The following is an 18,530-nucleotide window of genomic DNA, read 5'->3' as shown; positions in this document are numbered from 1 at the left end:
TGGCAATGCGGGGTAAACGCTAGGAAAATTACCCGAAATTTCCCCTGCTTTTCCGTCGCGTCTTTGGTAGAGTATTTTGCATGCAAAACTCAACAAGAGGAGTCCAATGCTGAATCTCAACTTCCACCCCGCCGGCCGCCACTTCCTGCAGATCCCCGGGCCGAGCCCCGTTCCCGACCGCATCCTGCGCGCCATCAGCTACCCGACCATCGACCACCGCGGCCCCGAGTTTGGCGCGCTGGGCCTGAAGGTGCTGGCCGGCATCAAGAAGATCTTCAAGACCGAACACCCGGTAGTGATCTATCCGGCTTCCGGCACGGGTGCCTGGGAAGCGGCGTTGTCGAACACGCTGAGCCCCGGCGATACGGTGCTGATGTTTGAAACAGGTCACTTCGCCACGCTGTGGAAGAAGATGGCCGAGAACCTGGGCATCCGGCCCGAGTTCCTTGGCCTGCCGGGCGTGGAGGGCTGGCGCCACGGCGTGCGTGCCGACATGATCGAGGCCCGCCTGCGCGCCGATACCGCGCATGCGATCAAGGCCGTGTGCGTGGTGCACAACGAGACCTCGACCGGCGTCACCTCGGACATCGCCGCCGTGCGCCGCGCCATCGACGCGGCCGGACACCCGGCGCTGCTGCTGGTCGACACCATCTCAGGGCTGGCGTCCGCCGACTACCGCCATGACGAGTGGGGCGTGGACGTGACCGTGTCGGGCTCGCAGAAGGGTCTGATGCTGCCGCCGGGGATCAGCTTCAATGCGCTGTCGCCCAAGGCCATCGAAGCTTCCCGCTCGGCCCGGCTGCCGCGCAGCTTCTGGGGCTGGAACGAGATCATCGAGATGAACCGGACCGGCTACTGGCCCTATACCCCCAGCACGAACCTGCTCTATGGCCTGTCCGAAGCCCTCGACATGATCCTGGAGGAGGGGCTGGATAACGTGTTTGCCCGCCACCAGCGCCTGGCCGAAGCCTGCCGCCGCGCGGTCAATGCCTGGGGCCTGGAGATCCAGTGCGCGGACCCGGCCGTCTACAGTCCGGTGCTGACCGGCGTGATGATGCCCGACGGGGTCGACGCGGACGTGGTGCGCCGGCACATCTATGACCGCTTCAACATGTCGCTCGGCGCCGGCCTGGGCAAGGTCAAGGGCCGCATGTTCCGCATCGGCCATCTGGGCGACTGCAACGACCTCACGCTGATGGCCACGCTGGCCGGCTGTGAAATGGGCCTGAAGATCTCGGGCGTGCCGGTCGCTGCAAGCGGCACCGTTGCCGCCATGGACTATCTGGCCGCACACGCCACGCCGCTGCAGCTCAAGGCCGCCGCCTGACGCAGCCACTTCCATCCGCGACGGGGGCAGGCGCGTGCGCCATGCCCCCGCCGGACTGATCGCAATGGATCAGCGCAGCACTGCCGTACCCGATAAAAAAACAGAGGAGACGCTGTGGATACGACCCTGCAGGCAGGAGCAAAGATCAGGACGTTCGAGGATGCGACCTATCGCAAAGTGAGCTGGCGGCTGGTGCCATTTCTGATGGTCTGCTTCCTGATCGCTTATCTCGATCGTGTCAACGTAGGTTTTGCCAAGCTCCAGATGTCGCAGCAACTGGGCTTCAGCGAGACCGTCTACGGCCTGGGCGCCGGGATTTTCTTTATCGGCTACTTCCTGTTCGAGGTGCCGAGCAACCTGGCATTGCACAAGTTCGGCGCCAAGATCTGGATCGGCCGGATCATGATCACATGGGGATTACTCTCTGCGTGCTTCGCGTTCGTGCAGACGCCAACCCAGTTCTATACGCTGCGCTTCCTGCTGGGCCTGGCAGAAGCCGGCTTCACGCCAGGCATCGTCTACTACCTGTCGTGCTGGTACCCGTCGCACCGGCGCGCCAAGATCATGGCTATCTACTGCATGGGCTCGCCGCTGTCCGGCATCATCGGCAATCCGCTGTCGGGCTACCTGATGGGCAGCATGGCCGGCGTGGGTGGGCTGGGCGGCTGGCAATGGATGTTCTTCATCGAGGCGGTGCCGGCGGTGTTGCTGGGATGCTTCTGCTTCTACTACCTGGACAACTCGATTGCCAAGGCCAAATGGCTGACCAGCGAGGAGAAGCAGGTGCTTGAGCTGGCCAAGACGGAGGACGTCAAGGTGGCGGACCCGCAGGCACGCGTCGGCAAGGTCTTTACCGATCCGCGCGTCTGGCTGATCAGCCTGATCTGCTTCTGCTATGTCACGGGCCAGTACGGCATCACGCTCTGGCTGCCCACCTTCATCAAGTCGACCGGTGTCAGCGACCCGTTCCATATCGGCTTGCTGAGCGCGATTCCGTATATGGCGGCGATTGTCGCGATGTACTTCTTCGGCCGCAGTGCCGACAAGCATCGCGAGCGGCGCTGGCACCTGATCATCCCGTGCATGATGGGGGCGATCGGTTTCCTGGCCTTGCCCTGGGTCATGCACAGCACCGTGCTGTCGCTGGTGTTCCTGTCGATCGCCGCGGCCGGCATCCTGACCTGCACGCCGTTGTTCTGGTCGCTGCCGACGGCTTTCCTGAGCGGCGCGGCGGCGGCCACGGCCATCGCCATGAGCAACTCGATCGGCAACCTCGCGGGCTTTACCAGCGGCTATATGATCGGCTACCTGCGGGACGTGACCCAGAGCGGCAACAGCGCCTACTTCATGATCGCCGGGATGCTGATGCTGGGTGCGTTCTGCATCTGGACCATCCCTGCCCGCCTGGTCAACCGATAGCGAGACAAAGCGGGGTGCGGCGCCGTGCCGCTGCCCCGCCTGCCCGCCACCTCGCAAGCATTTCGCGCCTTTGCCGGCGCATGGAAGACTCTCTTGATGAAAAATTCATACGAACTGGCGCCGGACAACCCGGGCCATCACGCGCGGTTCAGTGTGGTGGAAGCCACCGTGGCCAGCGCGCATGCCGCGATGCGCGACGGCACGCTGACGGCGCGCCAACTGGCCAGCGCATGCCTGGACCGCATCGCGGCCTATGACCAGAACGGTCCCGCCCTGCGCAGCGTCCTTCGGATCAACCCAAAGGCGCTCGACGAAGCCGCGCACATCGACGCCGTGGCTGCGCGCAATCCATCGCAGGCGCTGGCGCCGTTGCAAGGCATCCCCGTGCTGGTCAAGGACAACATCGAGTGCGGCGGCATGGAAACCACTGCCGGCGCAGCCTGCCTGCGCGGCAACCTGTCCACCAACGATGCCTTCGTCATCCGCCGCCTGCGCGAGGCGGGCGCCATCATCCTGGCCAAGACCAACCTGCATGAGCTGGCCTCCGGCGGCGAGACGATCAGCACCTTGTCTGGCCAGACCCTCAATCCCTATGACCTGACGCGTACGCCCGGCGGTTCCAGCGGCGGCACCGGCGCCGGCATCGCAGCCAGCTTCGGCCTGCTTGGCATTGGCACCGACGGTGTCAATTCGATCCGCTCGCCGGCATCGGCCAACAACCTGGTCGGCCTGCGCCCGACCATGGGGCTGATCAGTCGGGCGGGGCTGGTCCCTTGCGGATTGACGCAGGACACCATCGGCCCGATCACCCGCACCGTCGCTGATACCGCGCTGCTGCTCGACGTCATCGCCGGCTATGACCCGGCCGACCCGGTCACCAGCGAGGGCGCGCCCCACATCCCGCAGAGCTATGCCGCCAGCCTTGACCGCGACGGGCTCAAGGGCGCGCGTATCGGCGTGCTGCGACACTTCTTCGGCGACCAGGATGTGCACCGTCCCGTCAACGCCGTGATGCAGGAAGCGCTGGCCATCATCGCTGCACAAGGCGCCGAACTGGTCGCCATTGAAGATGCCATCAGCCCGGACGAGCTGCTGGCCTCCACGCTTGTGCACCACTACGAGATGGAACGCGATCTGGATGCCTACCTGGCAGGGCTGCCACCGGGCGTGCCGGTGCGATCGATGAAGGACATCATCGCTGCCGGCTCTGTCCATCCAAGCGTGGCGGGAACCCTTACCACCGCAGTGGCGCTGAGCGGGCAGGAAGAGGAATACCGCGAACGCCTGCAGCGCCAGCAGGCCTTGCGCCAGCGGCTGCGGGACCTGATGGCGCGGCACCGGCTTGATGCCCTGGCATTCCCGCACCAGCGGCGCCTGGTGGTGCCGGTCGGCGAGACCCAGGCAGAGCGCAACGGCGTGCTGGCATCGGCCACCGGCTTCCCGGCCATCGTCATTCCGGCCGGATTCTCGGCGCCGGACGGCAATGCCCCCCAGGGTGTGCCGGTAGGGCTGGAGTTCTTTGGCCTGCCGTTCACCGAACCCGTGCTGATACGGCTGGCGTATGCGGCCGAGCAGGCCTTGCGCGCGCGCCGGCCGCCACACTCGACGCCCGCGCTGGAATAGGCGCGCTCAGGAACGAAGTTTTATCGCTGCTCTACAAGTGCCAGCCGATCACGGCGGCGACAAGGTTGCGGACACACCGCGACAACCTCGAACCGAGGAGGAGACAAAGATGGGCGCAGAAACTGTAGTTCAATCACCGAATTCGCCACAGCAGCATGAGCTCGACCGGGCCATGGATGGCATCGGGGTGACGGCTTCGCACAAGAAGATCATCTTCATGATCATGCTTGGCGTGATGTTCGATGTGTTCGAGCAGAACGCCGTCGGCCTGATCGGCCCCATGTTGCGCGAGCAGTGGGGCATTTCGGTGGCGCAGATCGGCTTTCTCAATACGCTGACCTTCAGTGCCGCCGCGCTGGGACGCATCGGCTCCGGCTATATCGCGGACCGCTATGGCCGGCGCACGATGCTGAGCGCCAACCTGCTGCTGTTCACGCTGGGCGCCATCATCTGCGCGCTGGCACCGAACTACGGGGTACTGGCGGCGGGCCGCTTTATCGTCGGCATCGGCCTGGGCGGCGAGATCTCGATTGCCGTGACCATGCTGGCCGAACTGTGCTCGACCCGCTTCCGCGGTACTGCTGTGGGCCTGGTCAGCGTGGGCAGCGGCGGATTCGGGAACATGCTGGCGCCGGCCTTCGGCCTGGCGGTCTTCGCCATGTTTCCGGGCCCGGACAGCTGGCGCTGGCTCTTTGCCTGCCTGGTGCTGCCGGCGTTCTTCGTTGTGTTCTACCGGCGCTTCATTCCGGAGACGCCGCGCTTCCTGTTGTCCAAGGGGCGCGTGGACGATGCCAACCGGGTGTTGTCGGTGCTTGCATCGGGCCGGCTGGGCAAGCTCGACGGCGAGCCGACGCCCTATATCAAGGCCGCAATGCAGGAAGAGGCCCCGCGCACCAGGGTGCGGCTGAGCGATATCTTCAAGGGCCGGCTGGGACGGCGCACGATCGCGCTGGGCATCGCCGTGTCGATGACCTACGGCGCGCAGATCTCGGTGCTGACGCTGATGCCGACCATCCTGATGTCGCAGGGCTACACCATCTCCAAGAGCTTCCTCTTCACCATGGTGATGCAGAGCGGCAGCCTGTTCGGCGCGCTCGCGGCCTCGTACTGCGGCTATCACATTCCGCGCAAGCGGGTGCTGACCGTGGGCGCCGGGCTGGCCTGCGCGGCCGGGCTGTGCTTTGGCTTCCTGACGTTTAACGTAGCGCTGGTGCTGCTGTTCGGCGCGGCCTTTACGTTCTGCGTGGTGTTGCTGAACACCTCGATCTGGATCTTCGCGCCGGAGCAGTATCCTACCCACGTGCGTGCGTTCGGCACTTCGCTGATCCTGGCGCTCGGCACGCTGGCGGGGGCGCTGACGCCGCTGGTCAGCGGGCGCGTGTTTGAAACCTACGGCGTTGGCGGCATGTTCAGCATGCTGGCGGCAATGTATGCCGTGTTTGCGCTGAGCGTGCAGTTCGCGCCGGAAACCTTCGGGCGCGCCATGGGCGAGACCGCTGCCGACGACGAAGCCGTGCCGACGGTCAGCGGCAGTACCGCCAGCGCAAGCGGCTCCTGAGACCGGTCCGCTCCCGGCGGCGTGCGGTGCGCGCTCGCCGGGAGCGGTTCACCGGGTGATATGCATCCCTCATTCAAGGAAATACCCAAGGCATGACAGCAAGCAATATTGACCGGGTCGCGCAGGCCCTGCTCAGCGCGCGGCGTGAGCACCGTTGCGCCGATGTGGAGCCGTTCGCCACCGCAATTGAGAACGCAGGCCAGGCCTACGCCGTCCAGTCCATGGTGGCGCATTCGCTGGGCTGGCAAGAGGGCGGCGCCGGCTACTGGAAATCCGGCGGGGCGTCACGCGAGGCCACGCTGACCCATGCGCAGCTTCCGTCAGCCGGCGTCTGGACCAGCCCCGCGCAAGCCGGCGACTGGCCCTTCACATGGCGCGGCATCGAGGCCGAGATCGCGCTGCGGCTAGGGCGGGGCGTGGACGCCGCGCAAGCGGCCAGCCTCGATTACGCCGGCGCGGCTGCGCTGGTCGATGCGATGGCCGTGTCCATTGAAGTCGTCGATTCGCGCTGGCAGCAGTACGTGGCCGCGCCCGCGCTGCTGAAGCTGGCCGACCTGCAGGCCCACGGCGCGCTGGTGCTGGGCGCGTGGCGCGACTATGCCGCGCGCGATTGGGAAACACAGCGTTGCCGGGTGCAGATCGGCGCGGCAACGATCGAGCGTCGCGGCAGCCATGCGCTGGGCGATCCGGCCTATGGTCTGGTGGCCTGGCTGCGTCACGCCACGCGCGAAGGCCGACGCGTGGAGGCCGGCACGGTCGTCACCACCGGCACCTGGGTCGGCATCCTGGATGCATCCGCGGGCGACCTCGTGACCGCGGAGTTCGACGGCATCGGCCAGGCCTCGGTCCAGCTCTGAAGACGACTGACCGGAGCGCGGGGCGTCAGCTGCGGAAGCCGACGCCCTGCATGATGAGCCGCAGCACCCACGCGGCCACGCCCAGTGCCGCCACGCTGGCGGCCCAGATCAGCACCAGCCAGCCGACGCGGCGCAGCCAGCTGTCTTTGCTGGCGCTCCGACCCGAGCGCTCTGTATCCATCAGTGATAGCCCTCGCCGTGGCGGACCTTGCCGCGGAACACGTAGTAGGCCCACACCGTGTACATCAGGATGAAGGGGATGATGAACAGCGCCCCCACCAGCGCAAAGCCCTGGCTTTGCGGCGGCGCCGCGGCGTCCCAGATCGAGATCCCCGGCGGGATGATATTGGGCCAGACGCTGATCGCCAGCCCGCTGTAGCCCAGGAACACCAGCCCCAACGCGTACATGAACGGCGAGATATTGGGCTCGCGCCGCAGCGCGCGCATCAGCATGACCATGCACAGCGCCACCAGGATCGGCACCGGCGAGAACCAGAACAGGTTGGGCAGGCGGAACCAGCGCTCGGCAATTTCCGGGTGCGTCAGCGGCGTCCACAAGCTGATCACGGCAATCACCGCCAGCAGCACCCACGCCAGCGTGCCGGTGAGCCGGATCATGCGCTGCTGCAGGTCGCCTTCGGTCTTCATGATCAGCCAGGTGCTGCCCAGCACCGTGTAGGCCACCATCAGCCCGACGCCGCAGAACAGCGGGAAGGGCGCAAGCCAGTCCAGCGGCCCGCCCGCAAAGCGGTGGCCGTCCAGCTTGATGCCGTCGATATAGGCGCCCAGCGCCACGCCCTGGAAGAACGCGGCCGTGGCCGAGCCCAGGATGAAGGAGGCGTCCCACACCGGACGCTCGCGGTCGTTGGCCTTGAAGCGGAACTCGAACGCCACGCCGCGGAAGATCAGGCCCAGCAGCATCAGCATCAGCGGCAGGTAGAGCGCGCTCAGCACCACCGAATAGGCCAGCGGGAACGCCGCCAGCAGCCCGGCCCCACCCAGTACCAGCCAGGTCTCGTTGCCGTCCCAGACCGGCGCCACCGTGTTCATCATCACATCGCGGTCATGCCGGTCCGGCACGAACGGATAGAGCATGCCGATGCCCAGGTCGAAACCGTCCATGACCACGTACATCATCACGCCGAAGAAGATGATGACGATCCAGAGAAGCGAAAGGTCGATGCCCATGGTGTCAGCTCCGGGTGCGTGCAGTGGTGGCGGGGGCGAGCACTTCATCGTCGTCCACCGCTGACAATGGCCGCGCCGGCGTATGCTCGCGGCCGGGGCCGCCTTCCGGCTTGGGCGCTTCCATGGCCGGGCCCTTGCGCACCAGCCGCATCATGTAGGCAATGCCCACGCCGAACACGAAGAAATACGCCGCCACGAAGATCGCCAGCGTCACCGCCAGCTCGGGCACGCCGTGCGGCGACACCGCGTCGGCCGTGCGCTGCAGCCCGTAGACCACCCACGGCTGGCGCCCGATTTCAGTCGTGAACCAGCCGGCCAGGATGGCGAGCAGGCCGGTGGGACCCATCCATAGCGCCATGCGCAGGAAGGCGCGGGACTGGTACAGGCGTTCGCCCCGGCGCAGCAGCAGGCTCCACACGCCCAGCAGGATCATCAGCAGCCCCAGCCCGACCATGACGCGGAACGACCAGAACAGGATGGTGGAATTGGGCCGGTCCTGCGGCGCGAACTCTTTCAGGCCCTTGATCTGCCCGTCCCAGGTATGGGTCAGGATCAGGCTGCCCAGGCGCGGTACTTCCACCGCGAAGCGCGTTTCTTCGCGCTTCATGTCGGGCCAGCCGAACAGCAGCAGCGGCAGTCCTTCATTGCCATGGTTTTCCCAGTGGCCTTCCAGCGCCGCGATCTTGGCGGGCTGGTGCTGGAGCGTGTTCAGGCCGTGCATGTCGCCGATCACGGCCTGGATCGGCGCGACGATCAGCAGCATCCACATCGCCATCGACAGCATCTTGCGGATGGCAGGGTTGTCGCGCCCGCGCAGCAGGTGCCAGGCGGCCGACGCGCCGACGAACAGCGCCGTGGCCAGGAAGGCCGCCACGCTCATATGCACCAGGCGGTAGGGGAACGACGGGTTGAAGATGACTTCGAACCAGTTGGTCGGCACCACGCGGCCGTTGATGATCTCGAACCCGGCCGGCGTCTGCATCCAGCTGTTCGAGGCCAGGATCCACGTGGCCGAGATCAGCGTGCCAAGCGCCACCATCACCGTGGCAAAGAAATGCAGCCCCGGACCGACGCGGTTCCAGCCGAACAGCATCACGCCCAGGAAGCCCGCTTCCAGGAAGAAGGCGGTCAGCACCTCATAGGTCAGCAGCGGCCCGGTGATGCTGCCCGCGAACTCCGAGAAAAAGCTCCAGTTGGTGCCGAACTGGTAGGCCATCACCAGCCCGGACACCACCCCCATGCCGAAATTGACGGCAAAGATCTTGGACCAGAAGTGATAGAGGTCGCGGTAATGCGGGCGCTGCGTGCGCAGCCAGCAGCCTTCCAGCACCGCCAGGTAGGCGGCCAGGCCGATGGTGATCGCCGGAAAAATGATGTGGAAGGAAATCGTGAAGGCAAACTGGGTGCGGGCGAGGTCTAGCGCGGTCAAACCAAACATGTTGTTCTCCGTGGCGCTGGCCTGGCGCACGCCTTGGACGAGCGCGGCACTGCCGTCTGGCAGGCCGGGCCGGTCGACAGGGCGCGCCGGGGCGCGGGCCGTAGGCGCGTGCGGTAAAGCGTAGTGTACGCCGCGCGCGCGGCAAAGGGCAGCGCTGCCGGCGGTGGCGTGTGGGTGACATATCGCCGCACCCGGTGCCTCCGGCGCCGCTTCACGCGGCGCGCTACCCTTGTCGATGGCAATCATGCTAACCGAGCCACGGGGAGCGGAACAGCATCACATCGTTGAGAAAATACCGTATCAGTTTTGCGCGCCGCAGAAGATCGTGCAGACACTTCTGGCCGTACCCGGCGTGGCGCTGCTGGCGCATGCCCCTTGGACGGCCCTGATTAGACGGCCCTGATCTGCGCCGCAGCCGCGCGCAGGCATTCCACCAGCTGGTCACTGCCGAGCGACGGCGCCCGCTCACGCAGCGTGATGATGCCGACCGGGGGCAGGTCGACCGGCACGGCCATCTTCAGCACCTGCAACTGGCCTTCCTCCTGCAGCGACCGGGCCACCGACTCCGCCATGAAGCCGGCCGCCCCGCGCTGGCCGACAAAAGTGAGCTGGCCAAGATAGGACGAGGTCTCGATCACATCCTGCGGCGGATGCAGGCCGTGGCGATAGAACGCCTGTTCGATCTTCACGCGCAGCGATGCCCACGGCGGCGGCAGCACGCACGGCATTGCGGCCAGGTCGGCCCAGTTCGGGCGGGCCTTGCGCGCCAGCGAGTGGCCGCGCCGGACCACGACCACCATCGGTTCATCGTAGAGCGCCTCGGTCAGCAGGTCCGGCGCGGCGTAGCCCGGCTCCAGCCGGCCCACGATCAGGTCCAGCTCGCGCAGGCGCAGCTTGGGCAGCAGGTGGGTCAGGTCGCCTTCCTCCACCAGCACGGTGGCGCGCGCGTGGCGCTGCTTGAGCGCGCCTACGGCCTGTGCCAGCAGCACTGGCAGCGCCGCGCCCATCGAGCCCACGCGGATGCGGCCGGAGGCGCCGCTCTGCACCGCGGCGATCTCGTCGCGGGTCTGCTCGTACTGGGCCAGCACCGAGCGCGCAAAGCGCACCAGCGATTCGCCGGCGGGGGTGGGCTCGGTGCCGCGGGTGGAACGCGTGAACAGCGCCAGCCCCAGCATCTTTTCGACTTCGGTCAGCACCTTGGATACCGCCGGCTGGCTCACGGAAAGGAATTCCGCGGTGCGCCCCAGGTGACGGAATTCATCCAGCGCCACCAGCAGTTGCAGGTGGCGCAGCTTGATATTGGAGCGCAGCGCGCGGTCGATCTGTACCATGCCCGGCAGTCTACCTAACCGGAAGGTTATGAAGCAATGCCGTTTTTCGATTGGATTGTTATGTTCAGGGGCCACAGAATGCGGGCATGACGTGGCTGGCTGCGCCGGTCCCGCCGATAATCAAAACATCGGAGACACCCGCAAATGACTCAAGGTTTCCCCATCGATCTCAAGCGCCGCCGCCTGCTCATCGGTGCCGCGGCGGGTGCTGCCGCGGGCACCGCCGGCGTGCTGTTGCCTGCCGCGCGGGCGCTGGCCGCCGAGTATCCCGAGCGTCCCATTACCTTCATCTGCCCCTGGCCGGTCGGCGGCACCGCCGACCAGTCGATGCGCGCGCTGTGCCAGCTGGCCGGCGGCATCCTCAAGCAGTCGATCGTGGTGGAAAACCGCGCCGGCGCCTCCGGCATGATCGGCACCAAGGCCCTGGCGCGTGCCAATCCGGACGGCTACACCATTGGCCAGATCCCCATTTCGGTGACGCGCTTTTCGCAGCTCGGCATGCTGCAGCTGGACCCGCGCACCGAGCTGACTTACCTGGCGCGCACCTCGGGCCAGACCTTCGGCATCGCCGTGCCGGCCAACTCGCGTTTCAAGACACTGAAGGACGTGGTGGCCGCCGCCAAGGCCAGTCCCGGCAAGATCACCTATGCGCACGCCGGCATCGGCGGCGCGACCCACGTCGGCATGGAGCAGTTCGCGCTGGCCGCCGGCATCCAGTTCAATGCCATCGCCTACAAGGGCGGTGCGGCCGCGCTGCAGGATGTGCTGGCCGGGCAGGTGGACCTGCTGGCCGATTCCAGCTCATGGGCGCCGCACGTGGAAGCCGGCAAGGCACGCCTGCTGGCCACCTGGGGCGAACAGCGCGCGACGCGCTTCAAGGACACGCCGACGCTCAAGGAACTGGGCTACAACGTCGTGGTGGAAGCGCCCAACGGCATCGGCGCCCCCAAGGGCCTGCCGCCCGCCGTGGAGAAGAAGCTGCGCGACGCCTTCCGCATCGCGGTGGCCAGCAACGAATTCAAGCAAGTGGCGGCGCGCCTGGATGCGCCCGTGATGTACCTGGACGGTCCTGAGTACAAGAAGTACGTGGCCAGCGTCTATGACCAGGAAACCCAGCTGATCCGGCGCCTCAAGCTGAAAGAACTGCTGCAGCAAAGCTGATAGCCGTCGAGGGCAAAGTCCAAGTGAATCCCAATCCCGTCATCCGCCTGCACGCCAACGACAACGTGCTGGTCGCCCGCAGCGACCTCAGCCTTGGCCAGCAGCTGGCCGACCCCGCCGTGCGCGTGCGCGCGCAGGTGCCGGCCGGCCACAAGATCGCGGCCTGCGCCATCGCGGCCGGCACGCCGGTGCGCAAGTTCGACACCGTCATCGGCGTGGCCGCGCGCGATATCGCCCAGGGCGACCACGTGCATTCGCATAACCTGACCCTGGTCGATTTCTACCGCGACCCGGCGTTCTGCCAGGACGTGCGTCCGGTGGACTACGTGCCCGAGGCCCAACGCGCCACCTTCAACGGCTTTGTGCGCCCGGACGGGCGCGTCGGCACGCGCAATTTCATCGGCATTCTGTCGTCGGTCAATTGCTCGTCCACGGTAATCCGCCAGATTGCCGCGCATTTCACGCCGCAGCGGCTGGCTGCGTATCCGAATGTCGATGGCGTGGTCGCCTTCGCGCAGACCAGCGGCTGCGGCATGTCGTCGCCCAGCGAGCATTTCGACGTGCTGCGCCGCACGCTGGCCGGCTATGCGCGCCATCCCAACCTGGCCGGCGTGCTGATTGTCGGCCTGGGCTGCGAGCGCAACCAGGTGGCGTCGCTGGTGGAATCGCAGGGGCTGGAACCCGGTCCCGCGGTGCATACGCTGGTGATGCAGGACAGCGGCGGCACGCGCGCCACCATTGCCGCCGGCATCCGCGCGATCGAATCGATGCTGCCCGCGGCCAATGCCGCGGTGCGCCAGCCGGTATCCGCCAGCCACCTGAAGATCGGGCTGGAGTGCGGGGGCTCGGATGGCTTTTCCGGCATCAGCGCCAACCCGGCGTTGGGCGCGGCGATGGATATCCTGGTGCGCCATGGCGGCACCGCCATCCTGTCCGAGACCCCGGAAATCCACGGCGTTGAATTCATGCTGACGCGGCGCGCGGTGACGCCCGAGGTCGGCCAGAAACTGCTGGACCGCCTGGCCTGGTGGGAGCGCTACACCGCCGGCCATAACGCGCAGTTCAACGGCGTGGTCGGCCACGGCAACCAGCAGGGCGGCCTGGCCAATATCTTCGAGAAATCGCTGGGCTCGGCCATGAAGGGCGGCACCACGCCGCTGCAGGCGGTGTACGAGTATGCCGAGCCGATCGACCAGGCCGGCTTTGTGTTCATGGACTCGCCCGGCTATGACCCGGTCGCAGTCACCGGCCAGATTGCCAGCGGTGCCAACCTGATCTGCTTCACCACCGGGCGGGGCTCGATGTTTGGCTCCAAGCCCGCGCCGACGATCAAGCTGGCCTCCAACTCGGCGATGTACCACCGGCTGGAAGAAGACATGGACATCAACTGCGGCCTGGTGCTCGACGGCGAACTGACCGTGCCGCAGATGGGCCAGCGGATCTTCGAACATATCCTGCGCGCGGCGTCCGGCGAGCCGACCAGGAGCGAAGTGCTGGGCCTGGGCGACAACGAGTTCGTGCCGTGGCACCTCGGCATCGTCAGTTAAGCCGCTTCCTGCAAATCCTTCTCCCACTACACGGATGCTGACTCTCTCCGAGCAAGCGCTGCTGCGCAGCCAGAACCTGATTGACGACCAGTGGGGCGATGCCGGCCTTGGCGCCCGCCTGCCGGTCACCGACCCGGCCACTGGCGAAACCTTTGCCAACGTGCCGGACAGCGACGCCGGCGATGCCCGCCTTGCCGTCGATGCCGCCGCGGCCGCGTTTCCGGCCTGGAGCCGCCGGCCCGCGCGCGAACGCGCCCAGTTGCTCAAGCGCTGGCATGCGCTGATCCTCGCGCACCAGGAAGACCTGGCGCGCATCATCTCGACCGAGCAGGGCAAGCCCCTGAAGGAAGCGCGCGGCGAGGTGCAGTACGGCGCGTCGTACGTCGAGTGGTTTGCCGAAGAGGCCACCCGCATCTGCGGCGACATCGTTGCCGAAGCCGTGCCGGGCCGCAAACTGCTGGTGCTGAAGGAACCGGTGGGCGTGGTCGCGGCGATCACGCCGTGGAACTTCCCGCTGGCGATGATTGCCCGCAAGATCGCCCCCGCGCTCGCTGCCGGCTGCACGGTGGTGGCCAAGCCCGCCGAGGACACGCCGCTGACCGCGCTGGCGCTGGTGTGGCTGGCGCAGCAGGCCGGCATGCCCGCCGGCGTCATCAACATCGTCACCGCCTCGCGCGAGCACACGCCGGGCGTGGTCGACGCCTGGCTGGCCGACAGCCGCGTGCGCAAGATCACGTTCACGGGTTCCACGCCGGTGGGCAAGCACCTGGCGCGCGAATCGGCTGCCACGCTGAAGAAGCTGTCGCTGGAGCTGGGCGGCAACGCGCCCTTTATCGTCTTCGAGGACGCCGACCTGGATGCCGCGGTCGATGGCCTGATGGCGTCCAAGTTCCGCAACGGCGGCCAGACCTGCGTCTGCCCGAACCGGGTCTACGTGCATGACACCGTGCACGACGCCTTTGTCGAGCGCCTGGCACAGCGCGTGGGCGCGCTCCACGTCGGCCCGGCCACCGAGGACGCCGCGCAGATCGGCCCCATGATCAATGCCCGCGCCGTCGACAAGATCGCGCGCCATGTGGAGGACGCCGTCGCCAGGGGCGCGCGCGTGGTCACCGGCGGCAAGCGCGTGCGCACCGCCGATGGCCCGAACTATTACGCGCCGACGGTGCTGGTCGACGTGACCCCGGCGATGGAACTGTCGTGCGAAGAGACCTTCGGTCCGGTCGCGCCAGTCTTCCGCTTCCGCGATGAAGCCGAGGTGATCCGCGACGCCAACGACACCCCGTTCGGCCTGGCCGCCTATTTCTACTCCAACGACATCCGCCGCATCTGGCGCGTGGCGCAGGCGCTGGAAACCGGCATGGTCGGCATCAACGAGGGCGCGATCGCGGCCGAGGCGGCGCCGTTTGGCGGCGTCAAGGAATCCGGCTACGGGCGCGAGGGCTCGCGCCACGGGCTGGACGACTACATGCATACCAAGTACCTTTGCCAGGGCCAGCTCGGCTGAAGCGCCGGGCCCATCGATCTTCGAACCGGATACCCCCATGCCCGCAAACAACCCCTTCAAGACCGCACTGGCCGCGCGCCAGGCGCAGATCGGCCTGTGGCTGTCGATGGCGACGCCGTACCTGGCCGAAGTGTCGGCCACCACAGGCTTTGACTGGCTGCTGATCGACGGCGAGCACGCCCCCAACGACCTGCGCTCGACGCTGCACGCGCTGCAGGCCGTGGCGCCATACCCGGTCCAGCCCGTGGTGCGCGCCGTCGCCGGCGAAGTGCCGCTGATCAAGCAATTGCTCGACATCGGCGCCCGCAGCCTGCTGGTGCCGATGGTGGATACCGCCGAACAGGCCCGCACGCTGGTCAGCGCCACGCGCTATCCGCCGCAAGGCATCCGCGGCGTGGGCAGCGCGATTGCGCGCGCCTCGCGGTGGAGCGCCCGCACCGACTACCTCGACGTGGCCGACGACGAGATCTGCCTGCTGGTGCAGGCCGAAACCGTCACCGCATTGCAGAACCTGGAAGCCATCTGCGCGGTGGACGGCATCGACGGCGTCTTTATCGGCCCGGCCGACCTGGCCGCTTCGATGGGCCACCGCGGCCGCCCCGGCCACCCGGAGGTGCAGGCCGCCATCGAGGGCGCGATGCGCACCATCGTCGCCAGCGGCAAGGCCGCCGGCACGCTGACGTCGGACCCGGCGCTGGCACGCCGCTACCTGGACCTGGGCTGCACCTTCGTGGCCACCGGCGTGGACGTCATGATCTACGCCAATGCCGCGCGCAAGCTTGCCGCATCGTTCCGTGACCAGCCGGCTGACGCCTCCGCCGACAAGCCCTCCGCCGCGTACTGATCCGTATCTCCTTCGCCTTGAATACATGCCAGCCGACTTCCCGATCCCCGACACCACCTTGCGCGCGATGCAGGCCATCGTCGGCGCCAACGCCTGCCGCAGCGGCGACGCCGACACGCAGGCCTATGTGACCGACTACCGCGGCATCTACCGCGGCCAGGCCCAGGTGGTGGTGCTGCCGTCATCGACGGAAGAGGTCAGCCAGGTGCTGCAGTGGTGCCATGCACAGCGCGTACCGGTGGTGCCGCAGGGCGGCAATACCTCGCTGATGGGCGGCGCCGTGCCGGACGACAGCGGCACCGCCGTGGTCGTCAACCTGAGCCGCATGAACCGCGTGCTGGGCATCGACACCATCAACGACACCATGACCGTGCAGGCCGGCGTGACGCTGAGCGCGGCGCGCAGCGCGGCCGAGGCCGAGCAGCGCCTGTTCCCGCTGCGCATCGGTTCGGAAGGCTCATGCCAGATCGGCGGCAACCTGTCGACCAATGCCGGCGGCACCGCGGTGCTGCGCTACGGCAATATGCGCGACCTGGTGCTCGGCATCGAAGTGGTGCTGCCCGATGGCCGCATCTACTCGTCGTTGCGCGGCCTGCGCAAGGACAATACCGGCTACGACCTCAAGCAGCTGTTCGTCGGCGCGGAAGGGACGCTGGGCATCATCACCGGCGCCGTGCTCAAGCTGATGCCGCAGCCGCGCAGCAGCGCAGTGGCCTTCGTCGCGGTGCAGGACCCTGCGGCCGCAGTCGCGCTGCTGGGCGAAGCCAAGCGCCTGTCCGGCCAGGCAGTGACCGCGTTCGAGCTGATCTCGCGGCCTGCGCTGGAGCTGGTGCTGGAATATCTTGGCAACGTCGCTTCCCCGCTGCAGGACAAGCATGACTGGATGGTGCTGATCGAGCTGACCTCCGGTACCGATGCCGAAAGCCTGAACGCCACGCTGATGGAGATCCTCGAATCCGGCTTCAGCCAGGGCCTGGTGCTCGACGCCGCCGTGGCCGCCAGCCTGTCCGATGCGCAGACCTTCTGGCGCATCCGCGAAGAGATCTCCGACGCCCAGACCCGCACCGGCGGCAGCATCAAGTGCGATGTGTCGGTGCCGCTGTCGCGCATCGCTGCCTTTGTCGAAGAGGCCTCGGCCAAAGTGCTGGAACTGGTGCCCGACGCGCGCATGGTGATCTACGGCCATATGGGCGACGGCAATGTGCACTTCAACCCACTGCGGCCCAGGGACGAGCCCGCCAAGGCATTCCTGGCGCAATGGTATGAACGGGTCTCGGTGCTGGTCGACGGCATGGCCCACGCGGAAAACGGCTCGATCTCGGCCGAGCACGGCATCGGCGTGGCCAAGCGCGACGACCTGACGCGCTACAAGTCCCAGGTGGAACTGGAACTGATGTGGCAGGTGAAGCAGGCGCTGGATCCGTTGAACCTGCTCAATCCGGGCAAGGTGCTGCCGGCGCCGGCCCGATAGCGCACCAGCGTTCCAGGCCACGGAACGAGGGCAGGGCGCGCGTGGCAAGAATCGCCCATCTGGGCTAAGGTGTCAGCTATCCAGAACGCGCGGAGCCGGGGTATTTCCGCCCCAGGCCACCGCGCACAGCACGGCCGGACCACCGGCCCAGACACCGATGAGCGCCCAATCCCCCGACATCGCCCTCGCAGCTGCTCCCATCTCCCTCGAAAAGCCCCAGCTTGACTACCCCTGTGGCGACGCGCCCGAACCCGGCCGGGCCCATGAGGTTGCGCCCGGCGTGCTATGGCTGCGCATGCCGATGCCGCTGGGCCTGAACCACATCAACCTGTGGGCCATCCGCGACAGCAGCGGCTGGGCCGCGGTCGATGCCGGCCTGCAGACCCCGGAAACCGCCCAGGCATGGCGCGCGCTGTTCGCCGACAGCGGCCCGCTTGCCGGCGGCCTGACGCGCCTGTTCGTGACCCATATGCACCCCGACCACATCGGCATGGCCGGGTGGCTGACCGGCAAGTTCGACTGCCAGCTATGGATGACGCGGCTGGAGTACCTGATGTGCCGCGTGCTGGCTGCGGACACCGGGCGCGCGGCCCCGGATGACGCGATCGAGTTCTACCGCAAGGCCGGCTGGGACGACGAAGCGATCGAGGTCTACCGCACCCGCTTCGGCGGCTTCGGCAAGTATGTGCACGCCTTGCCCGAGAGTTTCCGCCGGCTGTCCGATGGCGACACCGTGCGCATCGGCGCGCACGACTGGCAGGTCATCGTCGGCACCGGCCATTCGCCCGAACATGCCTGCCTGTACTGCCCGGCGCTGAAACTGCTGGTGTCCGGCGATCAGGTGCTGCCGCGCATTTCCTCCAACGTATCGGTGTTCCCGACCGAGCCGGATGCCGATCCGATGCAGGACTGGCTGGCCTCGCTCGACAAGGTGCGCGCCGCCGTGCCGGACGATGTTCTGGTGCTGCCGGCGCATAACGAACCCTTCCGCGGGTTGCATGCGCGCATTGACTATCTGCGGGCGAGCCAGATGCAGGCGCTGGACCGGCTGCGTGGGGCGCTGGTGACGCCGAGGCGGGCGGTGGATGTGTTTGGGGAATTGTTTTCTCGCCCCATCACCGGAAGCGGCGGGCTGCTGGGGATGGCGACGGGGGAAAGCATCGCCCATCTGAACTATCTGCTGATGCGCGGGGAGGCTGTGAGGGAGCGCGGCACTGACGGGTGCTATTGGTATCGGCTGAAGTAAGCGCAAATCTGTC

The 18,530-nt window shown here is 67.1% G+C and carries 15 protein-coding genes; 11 read left to right on the top strand and 4 right to left on the bottom strand.

What is annotated here, in order from left to right:
- Nucleotides 1–106 precede the first annotated feature (106 nt).
- The 5 genes from ACZ5MJ_RS19810 to ACZ5MJ_RS19790 all read left to right on the top strand — a co-directional run bounded on the left by ACZ5MJ_RS19810 (nucleotide 107) and on the right by ACZ5MJ_RS19790 (nucleotide 6,784).
- Nucleotides 107–1,327: a pyridoxal-phosphate-dependent aminotransferase family protein gene (locus ACZ5MJ_RS19810; RefSeq protein ID WP_464225316.1), complete on the top strand. Its 1,221-nt coding sequence runs from the start codon at nucleotides 107–109 to the stop codon at nucleotides 1,325–1,327.
- Nucleotides 1,328–1,441: 114 nt separating this feature from the next.
- Entirely contained in the window at nucleotides 1,442–2,746 is a 1,305-nt protein-coding gene (locus ACZ5MJ_RS19805) for an MFS transporter (RefSeq protein WP_464225315.1), read from the top strand.
- A gap of 96 nt (nucleotides 2,747–2,842) precedes the next feature.
- On the top strand, nucleotides 2,843–4,369 hold the full coding sequence (locus ACZ5MJ_RS19800; RefSeq protein WP_464225314.1) for an amidase family protein: 1,527 nt from the start codon (nucleotides 2,843–2,845) through the stop codon (nucleotides 4,367–4,369).
- Nucleotides 4,370–4,478: 109 nt separating this feature from the next.
- Complete coding sequence (locus ACZ5MJ_RS19795) at nucleotides 4,479–5,927, top strand: MFS transporter (protein ID WP_464225313.1); 1,449 nt, start codon at nucleotides 4,479–4,481, stop codon at nucleotides 5,925–5,927.
- A gap of 92 nt (nucleotides 5,928–6,019) precedes the next feature.
- Nucleotides 6,020–6,784 (top strand): fumarylacetoacetate hydrolase family protein, encoded by a 765-nt coding sequence (locus ACZ5MJ_RS19790; protein ID WP_464225312.1) that lies wholly within the window; start codon nucleotides 6,020–6,022, stop codon nucleotides 6,782–6,784.
- Between the two features lie 25 nt (nucleotides 6,785–6,809).
- On the opposite strand, the gene ACZ5MJ_RS19785 is transcribed toward ACZ5MJ_RS19790, so the two are convergent.
- The 4 genes from ACZ5MJ_RS19785 to ACZ5MJ_RS19770 all read right to left on the bottom strand — a co-directional run bounded on the left by ACZ5MJ_RS19785 (nucleotide 6,810) and on the right by ACZ5MJ_RS19770 (nucleotide 10,741).
- On the bottom strand, nucleotides 6,810–6,965 hold the full coding sequence (locus tag ACZ5MJ_RS19785; protein WP_464225311.1) for a DUF2474 domain-containing protein: 156 nt from the start codon (nucleotides 6,963–6,965) through the stop codon (nucleotides 6,810–6,812).
- Nucleotides 6,965–7,972, bottom strand: coding sequence for a cytochrome d ubiquinol oxidase subunit II (gene cydB / locus ACZ5MJ_RS19780; protein ID WP_432262576.1), 1,008 nt, complete (start codon nucleotides 7,970–7,972; stop codon nucleotides 6,965–6,967). Before cydB ends, ACZ5MJ_RS19785 begins: the two co-directional genes overlap by 1 nt.
- Before the next feature lie 4 nt (nucleotides 7,973–7,976).
- On the bottom strand, nucleotides 7,977–9,410 hold the full coding sequence (locus ACZ5MJ_RS19775) for a cytochrome ubiquinol oxidase subunit I (RefSeq protein ID WP_464225310.1): 1,434 nt from the start codon (nucleotides 9,408–9,410) through the stop codon (nucleotides 7,977–7,979).
- A 389-nt stretch (nucleotides 9,411–9,799) separates the two neighbouring features.
- Nucleotides 9,800–10,741 (bottom strand): LysR substrate-binding domain-containing protein, encoded by a 942-nt coding sequence (locus tag ACZ5MJ_RS19770; protein WP_464225309.1) that lies wholly within the window; start codon nucleotides 10,739–10,741, stop codon nucleotides 9,800–9,802.
- A 144-nt stretch (nucleotides 10,742–10,885) separates the two neighbouring features.
- Between ACZ5MJ_RS19770 and ACZ5MJ_RS19765 the strand changes: the two genes are divergently transcribed.
- The 6 genes from ACZ5MJ_RS19765 (at nucleotide 10,886) to ACZ5MJ_RS19740 (ending at nucleotide 18,517) form a co-directional block, all read left to right on the top strand.
- Complete coding sequence (locus ACZ5MJ_RS19765) at nucleotides 10,886–11,902, top strand: tripartite tricarboxylate transporter substrate binding protein (protein ID WP_464225308.1); 1,017 nt, start codon at nucleotides 10,886–10,888, stop codon at nucleotides 11,900–11,902.
- A 23-nt stretch (nucleotides 11,903–11,925) separates the two neighbouring features.
- Nucleotides 11,926–13,449, top strand: a complete 1,524-nt coding sequence (locus ACZ5MJ_RS19760) for a UxaA family hydrolase (protein WP_464225306.1) — start codon at nucleotides 11,926–11,928, stop codon at nucleotides 13,447–13,449.
- 34 nt (nucleotides 13,450–13,483) lie between these two features.
- Nucleotides 13,484–14,956 carry an NAD-dependent succinate-semialdehyde dehydrogenase gene (locus tag ACZ5MJ_RS19755; protein ID WP_464225305.1) on the top strand — a complete coding sequence of 491 codons (1,473 nt, stop codon included), beginning with the start codon at nucleotides 13,484–13,486 and terminating at the stop codon, nucleotides 14,954–14,956.
- A gap of 37 nt (nucleotides 14,957–14,993) precedes the next feature.
- Complete coding sequence (gene hpaI, locus ACZ5MJ_RS19750) at nucleotides 14,994–15,800, top strand: 4-hydroxy-2-oxoheptanedioate aldolase (protein ID WP_464225304.1); 807 nt, start codon at nucleotides 14,994–14,996, stop codon at nucleotides 15,798–15,800.
- Between the two features lie 25 nt (nucleotides 15,801–15,825).
- The gene (locus tag ACZ5MJ_RS19745) at nucleotides 15,826–17,271 is read left to right on the top strand and encodes an FAD-binding oxidoreductase (RefSeq protein WP_464225303.1); all 1,446 of its coding nucleotides are present in this window, start codon (nucleotides 15,826–15,828) and stop codon (nucleotides 17,269–17,271) included.
- Between the two features lie 157 nt (nucleotides 17,272–17,428).
- Nucleotides 17,429–18,517 (top strand): MBL fold metallo-hydrolase, encoded by a 1,089-nt coding sequence (locus tag ACZ5MJ_RS19740; RefSeq protein ID WP_464225302.1) that lies wholly within the window; start codon nucleotides 17,429–17,431, stop codon nucleotides 18,515–18,517.
- Nucleotides 18,518–18,530 lie beyond the last annotated feature (13 nt).

Source organism: Cupriavidus sp. LA-1, assembly GCF_055385985.1.
The sequence above is the reverse complement of the archived record's forward strand: the minus strand, read 5'-3'. Positions and strand labels throughout refer to the sequence as shown.